This is a genomic window from Pontibacter actiniarum (genome assembly GCF_003585765.1).
Taxonomy (GTDB): domain Bacteria; phylum Bacteroidota; class Bacteroidia; order Cytophagales; family Hymenobacteraceae; genus Pontibacter; species Pontibacter actiniarum.
In genome coordinates this window covers 4,399,029-4,414,602 of record NZ_CP021235.1, presented here as the reverse complement: position 1 = coordinate 4,414,602, position 15,574 = coordinate 4,399,029, and the positions used below count along the sequence as shown (strand labels likewise).

The 15,574-nt window shown below is 52.6% G+C and carries 10 protein-coding genes; 4 read left to right on the top strand and 6 right to left on the bottom strand.

The genetic code is table 11. The features are described from left to right. Nucleotides 1-463: 463 nt before the first annotated feature. The 4 genes from CA264_RS19050 to CA264_RS19035 all read right to left on the bottom strand — a co-directional run bounded on the left by CA264_RS19050 (nucleotide 464) and on the right by CA264_RS19035 (nucleotide 9,176). Nucleotides 464-2,869 (bottom strand): prolyl oligopeptidase family serine peptidase, encoded by a 2,406-nt coding sequence (locus tag CA264_RS19050; RefSeq protein WP_025608988.1) that lies wholly within the window; start codon nucleotides 2,867-2,869, stop codon nucleotides 464-466. Nucleotides 2,870-2,987: 118 nt separating this feature from the next. Beyond that, nucleotides 2,988-4,661, bottom strand: coding sequence for an amidase (locus tag CA264_RS19045; RefSeq protein WP_025608987.1), 1,674 nt, complete (start codon nucleotides 4,659-4,661; stop codon nucleotides 2,988-2,990). Nucleotides 4,662-4,895: 234 nt separating this feature from the next. Next, nucleotides 4,896-6,344 (bottom strand): tetratricopeptide repeat protein, encoded by a 1,449-nt coding sequence (locus CA264_RS19040; protein ID WP_025608986.1) that lies wholly within the window; start codon nucleotides 6,342-6,344, stop codon nucleotides 4,896-4,898. A 12-nt stretch (nucleotides 6,345-6,356) separates the two neighbouring features. Continuing rightward, nucleotides 6,357-9,176: a TonB-dependent receptor domain-containing protein gene (locus tag CA264_RS19035; protein ID WP_025608985.1), complete on the bottom strand. Its 2,820-nt coding sequence runs from the start codon at nucleotides 9,174-9,176 to the stop codon at nucleotides 6,357-6,359. A gap of 700 nt (nucleotides 9,177-9,876) precedes the next feature. Here CA264_RS19035 and CA264_RS19030 point away from each other — a divergent pair. Continuing rightward, on the top strand, nucleotides 9,877-10,761 hold the full coding sequence (locus CA264_RS19030) for a TraB/GumN family protein (protein WP_025608984.1): 885 nt from the start codon (nucleotides 9,877-9,879) through the stop codon (nucleotides 10,759-10,761). Between the two features lie 137 nt (nucleotides 10,762-10,898). Further along, nucleotides 10,899-12,848: a M1 family aminopeptidase gene (locus CA264_RS19025; protein ID WP_025608983.1), complete on the top strand. Its 1,950-nt coding sequence runs from the start codon at nucleotides 10,899-10,901 to the stop codon at nucleotides 12,846-12,848. A gap of 2 nt (nucleotides 12,849-12,850) precedes the next feature. On the opposite strand, the gene CA264_RS19020 is transcribed toward CA264_RS19025, so the two are convergent. Both CA264_RS19020 and CA264_RS19015 read right to left on the bottom strand, forming a co-directional pair. Beyond that, nucleotides 12,851-13,207 carry a TM2 domain-containing protein gene (locus CA264_RS19020; protein WP_025608982.1) on the bottom strand — a complete coding sequence of 119 codons (357 nt, stop codon included), beginning with the start codon at nucleotides 13,205-13,207 and terminating at the stop codon, nucleotides 12,851-12,853. Next, nucleotides 13,164-13,547 (bottom strand): DUF2752 domain-containing protein, encoded by a 384-nt coding sequence (locus CA264_RS19015; RefSeq protein ID WP_084196290.1) that lies wholly within the window; start codon nucleotides 13,545-13,547, stop codon nucleotides 13,164-13,166. Before CA264_RS19015 ends, CA264_RS19020 begins: the two co-directional genes overlap by 44 nt. 75 nt (nucleotides 13,548-13,622) lie before the next feature. Between CA264_RS19015 and CA264_RS19010 the strand changes: the two genes are divergently transcribed. Together CA264_RS19010 and CA264_RS19005 are read left to right on the top strand one after the other, a co-directional pair. Continuing rightward, nucleotides 13,623-15,080 (top strand): PQQ-dependent sugar dehydrogenase, encoded by a 1,458-nt coding sequence (locus CA264_RS19010; RefSeq protein ID WP_025608980.1) that lies wholly within the window; start codon nucleotides 13,623-13,625, stop codon nucleotides 15,078-15,080. Nucleotides 15,081-15,085: 5 nt separating this feature from the next. Next, entirely contained in the window at nucleotides 15,086-15,439 is a 354-nt protein-coding gene (locus CA264_RS19005; RefSeq protein WP_025608979.1) for a c-type cytochrome, read from the top strand. The last annotated feature ends 135 nt before the right edge of the window (nucleotides 15,440-15,574 follow it).

The following is a 15,574-nucleotide window of genomic DNA, read 5'->3' as shown; positions in this document are numbered from 1 at the left end:
ACTTTCTTGTCTTATTGCTAGAATAACGCTTAAGTCTCGCCGACCTGAGATCCATTTTTACCGTTCCTCACAATGCTACATAACCTTGTTATCACAGCGTTGATGACAAACAAGAAGCTTTATATTATACTTTTCAAACATATAAAATCTTCCATACTAGATTCTTCCTGTATACCTGATTTAAAAGCACAGTCCTCACTTTAGAAATTGGATAAAACAAGAACGCCTCCTGTTACAGAAGCACATTAACTGTACTTCTGTAACAGGAGGCGTTCTTAAAACACTGCCCTTTAAAGATGTAAATGTAAGCTTAAAGGGCAGCTTACATATTCTCTCCGCCCTCCTTCGTTAAGTTGGTTGGAGGTAGAAGCTGCCGTAGCCGAAAACCTAACCCTAGCTAGGCTCCTCTACATGTTCTTACACCGTTTAAAGCTATAAAGACAAACTTAAGCGGTCAGCTCGGTTATTTCTTCCCCTTCAGGTTCTCCTCAAACAGCTTGTAGATACGCTTGTATTCATCTGTCCAGCTGGCTGGCTCCGTGAAACCATGGTCTTCTACCGGGTAAACCGCCAGCTCCCAGTTGTCCTTGCCCAGCTCGATGAGGCGCTGCGACAGGCGCACTACATCCTGGAAGTGCACGTTCGTATCCACCATCCCGTGGCAGATGAGCAAGGCGCCTTTCAGGCCTTCGGCATAGTAGATCGGAGAGCTCTTGGTATAGGCGGTGCTATCGGTGTAAGGTGTGTTAAGAATGTTGGAGGTGTAGCCGTGGTTGTAGTGGGCCCAGTCGGTAACGGAGCGGAGAGCGGCACCAGCGGCAAAAACATCGGGCTCCGTAAACATGGCCATCAGAGTAATAAAGCCTCCGTAAGAGCCACCGTAAATACCGATGCGCTTCGGGTCTACGTTATACTTGTCTACCAGAAGCTTCGCTCCATCCACCTGGTCGCTTAGGTCTTTCCCTCCCATAAACTGGTAGATCCCCGTGCGCACGTCCCGGCCGTAGCCGGCACTGCCCCGGTAGTCGATATCCAGCACAGTATAACCCTGGTCGGCCAGGAAGTTGTGGAACATGTACTCGCGGAAATAGGAGCTCCACCACTTGTGCGCGTTCTGCAGGTAACCGGCACCATGCACGAAGATAACGGCCGGTCCGTTCTGCTCCGGGTTCTGCGGCCGGTACAGGCGGGCATTCACGTCGGCGCCATCCTCTGCCTTAAAGGTTATCACCTCCGGCTCACGCCAATCGTATGACTTAAACTCATCCGTCAGGGAATGCGTCACCTGCTTTGCCTTCGCCCCCTTCTTGTTATCCATCACATACAGCTCCCAAGGCTTGTTGCTGTAGGAGTAACGGATGGCCAGGTGCTTCTCATCCGGCGACAGCTCCACCTCGTGCGCCCCTGTAAAGCTGGTCAGCTGCACCATTTCGCCACCGTTAACAGGCATGCGGTAAAACTGTTTTTCGCCCGGGTGCACTTTGTTTGCCGTGAAGTAGAAGTGCTTTTTATCGTCCGACATCCGCACATCCGACACTTCGTACTTACCGCTGGTCAGGGCTTTTTTATCGCCCGTGTTCACATTCACGGCATAGAGGTGCGAGTAACCGCTCTCCTCCGAGTGGAACCACACCCGCTCGTTATCCGGCATCCAGCCGATTTCGCCGGGGCCGTAGCCTATGCCGGGGCCGTTAATCCAGGCTTCGTCGCGCTGGCGGTCCAGCAGGGTTAGCTTGTTGGTAGCCGGATCAAGTTTAAGTATCCAACGGTCTTTGTTGTCCTGTGAGCGGGCCACCACCACGGCGTGCTTGCCATTGTTTGACCAGAACGGGCCATAGATAACTGCCTCGCGTGGCGCAGGCTTTTTAGTTTTGCTATCGGCGGCACTGGTCGAGGCGCTTGCTTTTGCCTCCTGCTGCAGCAGATAGGCCGGCTGGTCGTAAATCCCCTCCACCTCGTTCATCAGCACTTTGTAAGTCGAGTCGCGCTGCGTGTCGTACACAAAAAACTCGGAGCTGCTCTGGGCGTCGCCTACTTTTGTCCTGGTGTTGATATCCTCGGTATAGCCCGACTCTGTAACATAGTTTGGCACCACCGCCACTTTTGAGTTCTTAGGGCGGGAGATCAGCTGGTACGTAATGAAGCGCCCGTTTGGCCCCAGCGTCACGTCGTTCACCAGCTTGTCTTCTATGTAGATCTCCTTCGGGCGGTTTGGCGCATCAAGCTTCTGCTGTTTCTCGTTTGCGTCTTTGTCCTCTTTGCGGTCGCGCACGATCTGGAGCAGCGCCAGTTGCTGTTCCTTTAACCACTCGCGCTGCGCGTCTTTGCCCTCTTCAGCCGGTTTGCGGCCTTTCCTGAAATCGGTTAGCTGCACGGTTTGCCCGTTGCCGACGGCCCAGGCAAAAAGGTTACCGTCTTTCATGTACACCACGCGCTGCTCATCGTGGCTAAAGGCGGGGCTGCTTTCGCGCTCCACGGTGTTGGTTAGCTGCTGCGCCTTTCCCGCCTTTACATCATACAGGAAGATATCGCCGTTCTTTTCGTACACCTTCTTAGTTTCAGCGCGGTTATACTCGCCGCGCTGGCCTGGCAGGCTGCGCCGCTCCTGTGCGCTCACCTTCTGCAGGTTTTTGCCTTCGGCGCTTACACTGTAAAGCGAGTCCTGCCGGTTGCCCTCCGGGTTCCAGTAGAAATAGATCTTCTTGCCGTCTTCGGACCAGAACACATTGCTTGGGGAGGTGCCGATCCACTTTGGGTCGCGCATGATCTTCTCCACGCTTAGCACCATTTTATCGTTCTGTGCCTGCAGCTCAGCGCTGCCCAGCAGCAGCAAAGCCATAAGGGCTACGGCTTTTCGTTTCAGTTGCATGATAGGTTTGTTAGATGAAGGTTGTTTCGATTCGATCAACCCTCAAGTTAAAGTATAAACACACAGGAAGCAAAACCGCTGCCCCTAAGAAGTTGCTCTTCCAGGCAGCGGCTGCACGTCAGGACTTTTTCTTCTTCCCAAAATCCATGTTTGGGTGCTGCTCGTCGTGCGGGGTTATACCCTGGTAGAATTTGGCAAAGCTCAGCAGCTCGGCCTCACCGAAGAGTTTGCCCATAAAAGTAATAGTGGTAGGCATGCCGTTCTTCTGGAAGCCGTTCGGCACCACCACGCAAGGGTGTCCCGTCAGGTTGGTAACCACCAGATTGTTGCTGGCGAAGGAGGGGCTGATGTACACATCCACGTCTTTTAGCGTCTCCTGCATTTGCTGCACCAGTAGGCTACGCACGCGCTGCGCCTGCAGGTATTCTACAGCAGGTATAAAGCGGGCGGAGCGGAAGATGTTCGGCCACGCGTTTTTGTGCTGCGCCACCAACAGGCTGTCGCGGCCACTGCGGGTGAGTTCATCAAAAGCGGCAGCCCCCTCCACCGATATCGTCAGTGTCAGTTCACCGGCGGGCAGGTCTGGCAAGGAAATCGGCACCAGCTCCACCCCTGCCTGGCGAAGTGCCTCCAGCGTTGCCTGGTCGTTCTCGGCGAAGCCGTACTTCCTGGCGAAGTCGTCTTTCAGGTATCCTACCCGCAGCTTCTTCGGGTTTATACTTTGGTTGTAGTTGAAAGGCGCATCGTACACCGACTGGTCTTTCCCGTCCGGGCCGTAGATGGCGTTGAACACAATGGCGCAGTCTTCGGCGGAGCGGGCAATAGGCCCGATTTTATCCATGGACCAGCTTAGCGCCATGGCCCCGTGGCGGCTCACACGGCCGAACGTCGGCCTAAGCCCTGTCGTGCCGCAAGCCGTAGACGGAGACACGATAGAGCCGAGTGTTTCTGTACCGATGGCATACGGCAGCAAACCGCCTGCCACCGCCGCCGCCGATCCTGCCGAGGAGCCGCTGGAGCCTTTGGAGATATCCCAGGGTGTGCGGGTCTTGCCGCCGTACCACACATCTCCCATCGCTAAGGCACCCAAGGTGGTTTTTGCCACCAGCACACCACCGGCATCCTGCAGGCGCTGCACCACCGTGGCATCCTCGTCAATCACCTGGTCTTTGTAGGGCATGGCACCCCAGGTGGTTTTATACTTGCGTGTCGAGAGCAGGTCTTTCACACCGAAGGGAATACCGTGCAGCAGGCCTTTATACTTACCCGCCTTTATTTCCTTGTCTGCCTGCCGTGCCTGCTGAAGCGCCAGCTCCTCTGTGAGCGTTGTTATACACTCCAGCGCAGGCCCGTACTTCTTCAGTCGGTCCAGGTAGAACTTTGTCAGCTCTTCGGAGCTGATCTGCTGTGTTCGCACCAGTTCCGCCAGCTGCGGAATAGTGTAAAACGCCAGCTCCTCCCGCTTTTTTGGCAAGGTTACCTTCTGCGGCCGCTCCGCTGCAAAAGGCGTTCTCTCCGTTTCGAAGGTGTAGCCGACCGGAATCGGGTTAAACACTAAAGCCGGCGCTACGCTGTTTGGCAGCTCCTGCCTGCGCAGCACCTCATAGTCTTTCCTAAAGCTTTCCAGCTCTGATGTAGCGGAGTCTAGCTGGGCCTCTGTAAAACGCAGGCCTATTACTTTCTGCGCCTCCTGCAGGGTAGCTACCGTCAGCGTATCTTCTGCCACTCTGGCTACAAATGCGCCTGACACAAAACAGGCGACACCGAGCAGGGCAATGGTTTTATTTTTCATGTAAAGTTTAATGGTTCAGCTTTCTAAGATAGGGAATTATCTCCATACGAAAAGAGGCAGGCACATTCAGTACCTGCCTCTTTTCGTATGGAGATAGCCTGTGCAACAGCACCCGCTCTGTGTTACACCTGCGGTTCTACTGCTGTTCAAGCACGTATACTTCTTAAACCTTAACAGAAGCCAATGCCCGGATTCCTCAGGCACAGTTCCTGTTAGGGTCTAGCTTTGTACTGCCTAATGGAAAGGCAACACTGCAGGCGAAGTCTTATTTTCAACCAGCACTCTGTTCAGATTCACATCAATCACTACTGTTTTAGCAGACTTATCATAGGTAAACTGGTCAATCACCCCTCCTTCAGGTATGAAGGAAGGAACAAAGGCTTGTGTTTGCTCATTGGTGATCAAAGGGTTACTTAAAGCCTCCACTTCAGAAACCGGGAACCTAACCCCCAGGTCTACCATTCTTCTTCCTTCCGCGATAAATACTTCCTGTCTCATGAGGTACAGCGTTTGCAGCGCTGCGTCCTCACTCGAAAGTGCATCTATTTCTGCAGGTGTAACTGATGTGCCTGAAACTGCAGGAACAGTAACTGCTCCTGCTTGGCGATTAAGCACCAACCCGGCACGCAGAGCTCCAGCAGGGCTTGCAGCAACTAGAATACCAGCCTGATCCGGTCTGTCGCCAGCGCTTACGGATGGTGGAGTTGCCTGAGGGCGACCTTCTGCAGCATCATTAAACGTCTCCACTTGACGTGCCTTAACCACAGAGACAGCATTTTTCATACTGCCCTTAGCCACTTCCAACTGATTATTAGCAAGTGCAGCCTCTGCTAAGATTAAATGTGCCTCCTCTATTTTAAGAATAGCAATTGGATCCGCAGTATCTCCTGTTCCATTGTACTTAGGGTCTAGAAAGTCTAATCTGGGCAAGGGCTGTAGGTCGTCGAACGTATTTCTATCAAAAATAGCATCCTCCATGGTATTACTAGGCCCATTAGCATCATCAAACTGCACAACTCTTAAATAGTTCGGGTTTGCCGCAATTGCGCTGTCAGCATACTTCTTAGCATTGTCTTTATCGCCAAGTCTATAATAAGCACGGGCAAGGGCAATATTGTATCCAGCCTTTCTATCAGCATTTGTCGTCAGCGTCAGAGCCTTCTCAAAGTCTTCAATTGCGAGCCGGATGTTTTCCTCTGGTGCAAGAGCAGGACCTAAAGGCTCAGCGGGCAACGCCACAAACAACTCCCCTGCCAAGAGCTCTGCATACCCCTTGAAGAAGTATAACTCTGCTTCTTGATCGGCAGTTGTGTTCTCATCCGCAGGAAGCACTTTTGTTAGCCCATACACCGCAGACTCTCTAAGATCAGCGATGGCAAACTGTGCTGCGTTTATATCAGAATCCTTAAACTTAATTTCCAGCTTATCTAAGCTTTGATTGTAGAAAGTTTTAGTATTAACATAATTATCAGAGGCAATCTCTGAAATCGTAACATAGTTGTTTAGCACTATCGCCGCTTGCCTCTCCACACCTGCTAACCATGCAACCATAGGGTTACTTGTAGCTAGAATAGCTTCCTCAGTAAGGTTTGGGTTAACCACTTCCGTGGGGTCAAGCAATTCACACCCTGCGGTCAGCGTTAAGGAGCCAATTAAACCGATATATATAATTTTCTTTTTCATGATTCCTTTTAATTAAAATGTGAAACGGAGGGTTCCTAAAAACTGACGAGGCGCTGACTCAGTACCGAAGCCAAACCCGCCCACTGTTACTGTGTTCTGGCTTCTAGCACCTGCGCCGGTAACCTCGGGGTCGAAGTTTGAGGATACAAAGTTCAGGGGGTTGATAGCATTGAAGCCAATCTCCATACCTTTGAAGACATTACCGTAGAACCTCTCTGGCACTCTATATGACAGAGCGATGTTTCTTACTTTGAAAAAGTCAGTGTCTTCTACCCAAACTCCGGCCAAATCGAAGAAGCTCGCCTGATCTAAAGCTGGCTCGGGTATTCTGTCGTCCTGCAACCCTGCAAAGAAGCGCAGCACCTCATCTACGTTCACACCTTGCGCTCCAACCTGATAGGCAGCATTTACATCTAGAGTTAACCTGTTAAACAAGGTTGCACTTATGCCTGTGTTACCGAACACCTCTGGCTGAGCCGAACCAAGGTTATCGTTTGCAACTGACTCAACAAAGTTACCTTCTTCGTCAAACACTGGATTTCCTCCTCGGAAGTAGCCAACAGGCAACCCCTCTTTCACAAAAGAGCCCAAGAACGTAAACCCACCAATCACAAACTCAGGTGCCCCACCAGAGCTTAGCACTACGTTTTCATTCTTATTAACCGATGCGTTATAGCTTAGTCTAAAATTATCATTGTCCACTATAACAGCATTTGCAGAAAACTCGAAGCCCTTGTTTTCTATCTCCCCTAAGTTTCGCAATTGGTTGTTCTGGCCTGTTGAAGGAGCAAAAGGTGCGTTAAACAAAGCATCCTCTGTTGTGGCCTTATAGAAGGTGACACTAAAATTTAGTCTGTTTCTGAACAAACCCAGGTCTCCACCAACCTCAAAGGTCTTCGTTCTTTCCGGCTTCAGCTCCGGATCGCCAGGCTGACCAAAAGTGTAAGTTGCAACGCCAAGAACTGAGTTAACTTCAACTAACCTGTCCCTGCTAAAGGCAGGAGGGAAATTACCAGCCTCGCCGTAGTTCGCTCTAAGTTTTAGGTTCGTAATGATTTCAGCAGGTATTGCTTTAAAGTATTCTTCAGATGAAACGTCGTAAGACACACCCACTTTAGGGAAATACTGTAAGCCGATTTCTTCACCGAAAGCCGAATTTCCATCTGCCCGGAGTCCAAACTCTAAGAAGTACCGATTCTTAAAACCGATGTTTTCTTGGCCATAGAAACCGTAGTTCGTTAAAGTACTGATAAAGTCTTCGCCAAGCACCTCAGCAGAGTTGTTTACAGACTGCGAGCCTTCAGTAACTCTGCTAGCGTCTAATCGCAGCTGCCTATCCTCGTTTCTAAAAAACTGAGTACCCAAAGTTGTAATAAAGGAGAAGTCACCTACCTCTTCTTTGTACTGTGCATTCACGGTTCCTGTAATACCCAAGAAACTTCTTGTAGCTACACTTATAGACCCTTCATCACCCTCATTTGCAGCGTTTCCTAAGGCAATATCCAAAGCGTTTGAGTAAATCTCTTTCTGTTCGCTGTTTCTGGAGTCCAAACCAACAACTGCATTAACAGTAACTTTATCAATCGGATTATATTCGACAGCATGTGATGTCTGTACCCGGTTTACAAATTCATTAACGTATATGTTATCTTGGATTGCATCAACAGTTGCTTGAACCTCTACCTGCTCTTCAGCAGTTAGCTCCGACAGCTCCCCGTATGCGCCCGTCTCTAGGTTGGCAAAGGTCGCTGCACTTGTGTTGGCGTTATAGTCCCGCTTAAAGGAGGTTCTAGTAAAACCAACCGAGCCTGTATAACGCAACTTGCTGTTCACCTTTGCAGACACTGTACCCCTTAGGTTATAGCGCGTCTGGTCGTTATTAGGCCTGAACCCGTCATCATCATACATATTGCCAGAGAAGCTGTAAGTAGCGTTTTCACCGCCGCCATCAAAACCTAAGCGATAGCTTTGCACAAGGCCGGGATCGAAAATGTAGTCAGCAGTCTCTTCGTACTTTAGATAGTCAGTCGTTCCTACCATTGTTCCCAGCTGGGTCTCGAAAGTAACCCTACCCGGCCCTGCTGTCCCTTTCTTTGTAAAGATTTGAATAACTCCATTAGCGGCATCTGCTCCATACAGAGTTGTTGCCGCACCACCTTTTATAAACTCTATCCTTTCAATGTTCTCTACCGGAATATCAGCCAGAGCACTACTTTGCGCTCCCCCTGTGCCGATCCCGAGAGCAGAGGCAGTATTTAGGTTATCAGCACGCACGCCATCAATGTAAATCACAGGCGTTGTAGAGCCATTGGCAGAAGACACACCACGCGAACGGATAATTGACGCTGTTCCTGGCTGCCCAGAATTCAATTGAATTTGAGTACTAGGCAACTTAGACTGTAGCACCTGGTCAAGCCTAACAGTCGGAGTTTTACGCAGCTCTTCTGCAGTGATTACATCAACAGTGGTGGACAGGCGCTTCTTCTGAATACCGACACCCTGACCTGTAATTACAACCTCCTCTAATTGCCTGGTATCAGTTTCTAAGGCCACATTGATAACGGAGCGGTTATCAATGGACACATCCTTCGCTTCGTACCCGACATACCGAAACAGCAACGCATTTGTATTTGCTGGAACGTTTATTGAGTAAGACCCATCCGCAGATGTTGCGGTACCGACAGTAGTACCTTTTGCCAGCACTGTAACCCCCGGCAAAGCATCTCCAGTAGCTGCCGAAGTTACTCTTCCTGTCACTGTTTTGCTTTGAGCCTGCACTTGCTGCAGCAAGGCAAAAACCAAAGCAAAGCTTAATAGTAAAAGTTTTCTCATAAAATGATTTTTTAAGGTGAGAATTGGTTAGATTATGTTGCAAGACCCAATATAACTATTTTGAACAATAACGCAGCAAACACAAATAAATATATTTAATTTAAATTAACCTCTACCTGTTAAACACAATTAACTACCTTAAAACAGAATACCCCCTCCTTACCAAACACCACCATCCCCTTTTGAAAATCAACCATATACCTGATTTTATAGACACATCAATATTAACAACATTTCAACGCCTGTTAGAAACACAACATCAATGTTAAAACACACTAACGTCAAAAAAATTGCACTATACCAATTATTCCACCCGGAAATAATAGAAGGATATAGATTTACATATTAATAATCCTTTTTACAAACTTCCATTCCAGGCAAGTAAAAAGGCACTCTACTCCCAGGCTTGGAGACTGAAGCTAGAACGAGTAGAACAAAAGTGTTTTAACACTAAAGCAGTGGAAAGTCTGACGGAAGTGCTTTAAGCACCTCATGCCTGCTAAGCATATCCTAAAGCAAAGCAATTTTCACAACCTTGTTTAAAACAGTATAAATTACGAAGAGAGGCAGGCAGGGCTAAAGAGCAGCACCTCACTTCCTGCACCAGGAAAGCAGGCAAGCCGCCAACGCATTGCCGCAGGAGAGCCGCACTTCATAGCAGCAGGAAAATGCTTATCTTAGCCACCACAACCAAGGACGCATGAAGAGAACGCAAAACCTGCTGCTGACACTGTTACTGGTGCTGGCACACGCCCTGCCTGCACTGGCAGGCGGCAATAAAGTCGAAAACGCGCTGCTGTGGCAAATATCCGGCAATGGTCTGCAAAAGCCGTCCTACCTGTACGGCACCATCCACGCGGTGTGCCCGGAAAGGATGGTACTACCAGAGGCACTGCAGGAAAAGATGCGCCAGACAGAGCAACTGACACTGGAGCTGGACATGGACGACCCACACATGATGGCGCAGATGATGCAGTTTGCCGTACTGCCCGAGGGGCAGTCGCTGCGGGCAATGTTCAGCGAAGAGGAGTACAACCTGCTCCTGGATTACTTCTCGGTTAAGATGGGCGTAAACCTCCTGTACATGGATAACATGAAGCCTTTTATACTTCAGACGATGCTACTGGCCAACCTGACGGACTGCACACCGGCGTCCTACGAGCAGAAGCTGATGGAACTGGCACACGCACAGCAGAAGGAGGTGCTGGGCATTGAAACCATAAAAGAGCAGATGGATGTGGTGGATATGCTGCCAAACGACCTGTACGCGGATATGCTGGTACGAACGGTGCGCGACATCCCCCGTTCTAAAGCGGCTTACCACAAAATGGTGGACCTGTACCTGGCACAAGACCTGAAAGGGTTGGAAGAGCTGATGAAGCAGGATTATACCGAGGAGGATTACAGGAAGTTCAAGGAAGTGTTTCTGGTGCGGCGTAACGAGAAGTGGATTCCAGTTTTGGAGCAAATGGCCAAGGACAAGCCGACCTTCTTTGCCGTAGGTGCCGGGCACCTAACCGGCGAAAACGGCGTGGTGGCGCTGCTGCGCAGGCAAGGCTACAAAGTGACTCCCGTAAACAGGTAGCCCCCGCGTAAACTATAAAACACAGAAAGGCAGGCAGCGCTCAGGCGGTACCTGCCTTTTTGCTTTCTGCGTATGTATAAAGAGCTTTCCTCCTGACCCTGTACCAGCACACCGCGCTATACTTAAAGCCAGAGAACATGCTGCGAACCATACTCCTGCTACTGCCTTACCTGCTTCTGCACAGTTCCGCCGCCTCGGCCCAAAGTATAAGCTGCGCTGAGAGCCGCACCCATGCCCTTCAGCGAAAAGCGACTGCCACACCCGAGCACCAGCAGCTGATGAACCGCTACGACATAACCTTTTACAGGCTAAACCTACAGCTGGAGCGCAACAGCCGGTACATTGCCGGTGATGTTACGCTCCAGGCGCAGGCGCGGCAGCCACTTGGCACCTTCGCCTTTGAGCTGCACCAGAACTTCCAGATAGATTCGGTGGTGGTGAACGGGCGGCGCGAAACAAGTATAACGCGCCAGGGAGGCGATGTAGCCGTGGCCCTCTCTGCCCCGGTAGCGGCGGCACAGCCTGTTACGGCAGTTATCTACTACAAAGGCACCGCGCCGTCGGGAGGAGGCGCAGCTGTTGGCAACGGCTTTAACACCGCCGTAGAGCCGCAGTGGGGCAACTCCGTTACCTGGAGCCTGAGCGAGCCCTACGCAGCCTACGAATGGTGGCCCACCAAGCAGGTGCTGACCGACAAAGCCGACTCTGTACACGTGTTCGTTACCACGTCCGCCGAGAACAAGGTAGGCTCCAATGGCCTGCTCACGCGCGTGGCAGACTTACCCGACGGCAGAAGGCGCCACGAATGGAAATCGCGGTACCCGATTGACTATTACCTGGTGTCTGTGGCCGTGTCAGACTACGAGGAGTACCTGCTGTCTGCCCACCCTGCTGGCGCTCCTGCCCCCATCCCTATTCTAAACTATGTGTACCGGGGCGGTGCCTTGCAGGCCTACCGGCAGGAGATTGACAACACGGCTCGCTTTCTGGAGCAGTTCTCGGAGTTGTTCGGGCTGTACCCGTTTTACAGGGAGAAGTACGGCCACAGCATGGCCCCGATCGGCGGCGGCATGGAGCACCAAACCATGACAACCCAAAGCGGCTTCTTCTTTACCCTTACAGCACATGAGCTGGCCCACCAGTGGTTTGGCGACAACGTAACCTGCGCCAGCTGGCAGGACATCTGGCTGAACGAGGGCTTTGCCTCCTACGCGGAGTACTTAGCCTTAAAGCCCGTCAGTAACGAGGCGGCAAGCAGATGGATGAAAGATGCGCACGCCTCAGCGCGCCAGCGGCCCTTCGGCAGCCTGAAGGTAGAGGACACCACCAACGTAAGCCGGATCTTCGACAGCAGCCTGAGCTACAGGAAAGGAGCTAGCGTGGTGCACATGCTACGCTTTGAGTTAAATAACGATGACGTGTTTTTCCGGGGGCTGCGGGAGTACCAGCAGCGTTTCGGGGGAGGCACAGCGAATACCTCTGACCTGCAGAAGGTGATGGAAGACGTTTCGGGGAAGGAGCTGGATTACTTTTTTGAGCAGTGGTATGAGGGCAACGGCTACCCCATCTATAGCGTGGAGTGGAACCAGGAGGACAGCCGTGTACTGATACAGAGCACCCAAACAACCAGTGGCACTACGCCTTTTTTCCGCTCTGATGTAGCCTTTGGCATCGTAACCGCCAGCGGCACCTCTGTTATACGTGTGCAGCAGCGCAAGCCCGTAGAGGCTTTTCTTGTACAGGTGCAGGGGCCTGTGCAACGCATCGTTACTGACCCTGACGAGTGGTTGCTCCTCCAGGCCGAAACAACGCAGAACACCGCCTTGCGCGTACCTGAGGCGGAGCCAGCGGTCCTCTACCCGAACCCCGTGTACACGACCACCATCACTGTGGGCAACCTGACGTTCCAGCCTGACGCTGCCCGTATCTACGATGCCGCCGGCAAGCTGGTCCGCGCGTATAAGCTGCCCCCGGCCTTTCAGGTGGAGCTGGATGTGAGCCAGCTCAGCGGCGGCTGGTACAGGCTATGGCTCACCAACGGCACCGAGAGCTACAGGCAAAGCTTTATCAGGGTTACCGGCAAATAAAGTTAGTAGCGGTTGTAGCGCAGCATGCCCATCGTTTTATCAGCCTCCTTCACGTTGTACTCGTAAGCCAGGCGCTTGTGGTTGATCAAATCCACAATGGTACCAACCAGGCAGAGCCCACCCGTGAAGAAGTACAGCAAGCCCAGCCCGATCTGCCCCACAACGAAACGCTGGATACCCGCCACCCCGAAAAAGCCGATGATGGTTGTGATCAGCAGCAGCATGGGCTCCCGGCGGCGCGACCGATAGATGCTGGCAAACTGGCGCGCCTCATCCTCGCTCAGGTCCTGTACCAGGCTCTGCACGTAGCGCATTTCATCCGGCTCCAGGTCCGGCATCAGGTGGAGTATACTTGCCATAACACTTAACTTTGGTTAGTTGATGATTCCGTTTCCGATAAAAGTATAAAAGCCTGCCGCAGCGCCATAGCAACAGCACAACCGCAGGCGCTGCCAGCGGGTGGGCACGCCAAGACGCCTCCCACTCTCCCCGTGCCAGATAGGCAATACCATGCCCCAGGCCGCAGCCGGGGCAGCCGCTCTCCAGCACCCAGCTAAAAGGGCAAAAGCTAAACAGGTGCTCCTCATGCGGGTCCGTTAGGGCAAGCACAGCCAGCCCCAGCAGCCACAGCAGCACCTCGAGGGGCAGCCGCGCCTGCACCCAATGCCAACCGCTATAAACACTACCCAAATGCTTCATTTCAACTTCGGTGTTCGTAGGCCGTACTGAACAATAGTGATTTAATGTAGGACAAAATTCTGTAAATCAAAAGCTATGAGAAATATTTACCGGCTCCTGCCCTTGCTCCTACTCTTTTGCCTTTGCGGGTGCTACCGCATCCTCTCCTCCGATGGCGGTGGCCAGGGCAGCATCCGCACAGGCGCCCGCCCCATCGACCCCTCCGACATCGCACTGCCGGAAGGGTACTCCGCCGAGGCTGTCGCCAGTGGGCTCACCTTCCCGACCAGCGTGGCTTTTGACGAACAGGGGCGGCTTTACGTCGTGGAGGCAGGTTACTCCTACGGCGAAGTGTTCCTGGCGCCCAAGCTGTTGCGCATAGAGCCGGATGGCAGCTACACCACCATTGCCACAGGGCAGAAGAACGGCCCCTGGACCGGCGTTACCTACCACAACGGCAACTTTTACGTGGGCGAGGGAGGCGAGCTGGAGGGCGGCAGGATTCTGCGAATTTCTCCGGAAGGAAACATCACCTCCTTAGTAGAGGACCTGCCTACGCTGGGCGACCATCACACCAACGGCCCCGCCGTAGGGCCCGACGGGAACCTGTACTTTGGCCTGGGCACTGCCACCAACTCCGGTGTCGTGGGCCCGGACAACTATGACTATGGCTGGCTCCAGCGCTTCCCCGAATTCCACGACATCCCCTGCCGCGACATTGTGCTGAAGGGCCGCAACTATACCTCCGAAATACCGCTTGGCCCCAAGAGCGAGCCGCAGGCAACGGGCGCCTACTCCCCCTACGGCACCCCCACCAGGGAAGGGGAAATTATCAGAGGCCGTGTTCCCTGCTCCGGCGCCGTCATGCGCATCTCCCCGGAGGGCGAGGGGCTGGAGCTGGTGGCATGGGGGTTCCGGAACCCTTTTGGCTTGGCCTTTTCGCCTGATGGCCAGCTTTACATCAGCGAAAACAGCTATGACGTGCGCGGAAGCCGCCCTGTTTGGGGCACTGCCGATTACCTGTGGCATGTAAAGCCGGGCACCTGGTACGGCTGGCCCGACTATGCCGGCGGCATGCGCCTGGACGGGGAGCGCTTTGAGGCGCCGGGCAAAAAGGCCCCGCAGCCTTTGCTGGCGCAGCACCCTAACCAGCCGCCCAAGCCCGTAGCCGACCTGGGCGTGCATTCATCTTCAAATGGGCTGGACTTCTCGCGCAGCAGCTCTTTTGGCTTTCAGGGGCAGGCGTTTGTGGCGCAGTTCGGTGATATGGCCCCGGAGGTAGGCAAAGTGCTGGCGCCTGTCGGGTTTAAAGTGGTGAGGGTAAACGTGGCGGATGGCACAGTAGCCGACTTTGCTGCCAACAGGGGCAAAATAGTGGCACCTGCCTCCAAGTTAAAAACAGGCGGCTTAGAGCGCCCCCTCGGCGTGAAGTTCTCTCCAGACGGGGAGAGCCTTTACATTGTTGACTTCGGGGTAGTGAAGATGACAGAGAAAGGAGCAGCGCCACAGGTTAAAACCGGTGTGGTCTGGAAAATCACTAAAACAAAAAGCTAAACCTCATGAAAAAGACTGCGCTACTTTCCGCCGGCCTCCTGTTCCTGCTTTCGCTTAGCTTCTGTGGCACTGCCCGCCGCGGTGTTCCTATGTTCGAGCCGCTCTCTATAAGCAGCCCCGCCGTAGCCCAGGGCAAAGCAGTGTTTAAGGCCCACTGCCAGAAATGCCATCCGGGAGGTACTGCCGGGCTGGGGCCGGCTATCAACAACAAGCCGTTGCCGGGTTTCCTCATCCGGTACCAGGTGCGCCACGGGCTGGGGGTAATGCCTGCGTTCAAAGAAGAGGTAATCTCAGACCAGGAGCTCGACCACTTAGTGGCTTACCTTAAAAAGCTCCGCAAGGCGAAGGATGAAGTATAAAAGAGTACTTGCTGTTACCGAAGCGGGCTACGTAAACATGTCAGGTCTTTCTGATTTGAATAACGCAGTGATAAGCACTCCTCCAGCTTAAGCTTGCGTTAGAAGCAGTGCTTCAGTTAACCACACCCTTGCCTG

Excerpts from the sequence above, each read along its gene's own strand:
- CA264_RS19045 (WP_025608987.1), bottom strand. The coding sequence starts at position 4,661 with ATGAAAAATAAAACCATTGCCCTGCTCGGTGTCGCCTGTTTTGTGTCA.
- CA264_RS19030 (WP_025608984.1), top strand. The coding sequence starts at position 9,877 with ATGAAGAGAACGCAAAACCTGCTGCTGACACTGTTACTGGTGCTGGCA.
- CA264_RS19010 (WP_025608980.1), top strand. The coding sequence starts at position 13,623 with ATGAGAAATATTTACCGGCTCCTGCCCTTGCTCCTACTCTTTTGCCTT.
- CA264_RS19050 (WP_025608988.1), bottom strand. The coding sequence starts at position 2,869 with ATGCAACTGAAACGAAAAGCCGTAGCCCTTATGGCTTTGCTGCTGCTG.
- CA264_RS19035 (WP_025608985.1), bottom strand. The coding sequence starts at position 9,176 with ATGAGAAAACTTTTACTATTAAGCTTTGCTTTGGTTTTTGCCTTGCTG.
- CA264_RS19015 (WP_084196290.1), bottom strand. The coding sequence starts at position 13,547 with ATGAAGCATTTGGGTAGTGTTTATAGCGGTTGGCATTGGGTGCAGGCG.
- CA264_RS19025 (WP_025608983.1), top strand. The coding sequence starts at position 10,899 with ATGCTGCGAACCATACTCCTGCTACTGCCTTACCTGCTTCTGCACAGT.
- CA264_RS19020 (WP_025608982.1), bottom strand. The coding sequence starts at position 13,207 with ATGGCAAGTATACTCCACCTGATGCCGGACCTGGAGCCGGATGAAATG.
- CA264_RS19005 (WP_025608979.1), top strand. The coding sequence starts at position 15,086 with ATGAAAAAGACTGCGCTACTTTCCGCCGGCCTCCTGTTCCTGCTTTCG.
- CA264_RS19040 (WP_025608986.1), bottom strand. The coding sequence starts at position 6,344 with ATGAAAAAGAAAATTATATATATCGGTTTAATTGGCTCCTTAACGCTG.